General features: G+C 56.6%; 1 rRNA gene. It reads right to left on the bottom strand.

Features of this window, described 5'->3' with window-relative positions:
- A 23S ribosomal RNA gene (locus QC385_RS44450) occupies positions 1 to 244 on the bottom strand; the annotation flags it as partial.

Below are 244 nucleotides of genomic sequence, written 5' to 3'. Positions count from 1 at the left end.
CCCCTAACCACAGGTCATCCCCCAGTTTTTCAACACTGGTGGGTTCGGTCCTCCAAGTAGTCTTACCTCCGCTTCAACCTGCCCATGGCTAGATCACTCCGCTTCGGGTCTTGAGCGTGCTACTCCACCGCCCTATTCGGACTCGCTTTCGCTACGGCTTCCCCACACGGGTTAACCTCGCAACACACCGCAAACTCGCAGGCTCATTCTTCAAAAGGCACGCAGTCACGAGACACCAAGCAAG

Source organism: Streptomyces sp. DH10 (genome assembly GCF_029813805.1).
Lineage (GTDB): Bacteria > Actinomycetota > Actinomycetes > Streptomycetales > Streptomycetaceae > Streptomyces > Streptomyces coeruleofuscus.
The sequence above is the reverse complement of the archived record's forward strand: the minus strand, read 5'-3'. Positions and strand labels throughout refer to the sequence as shown.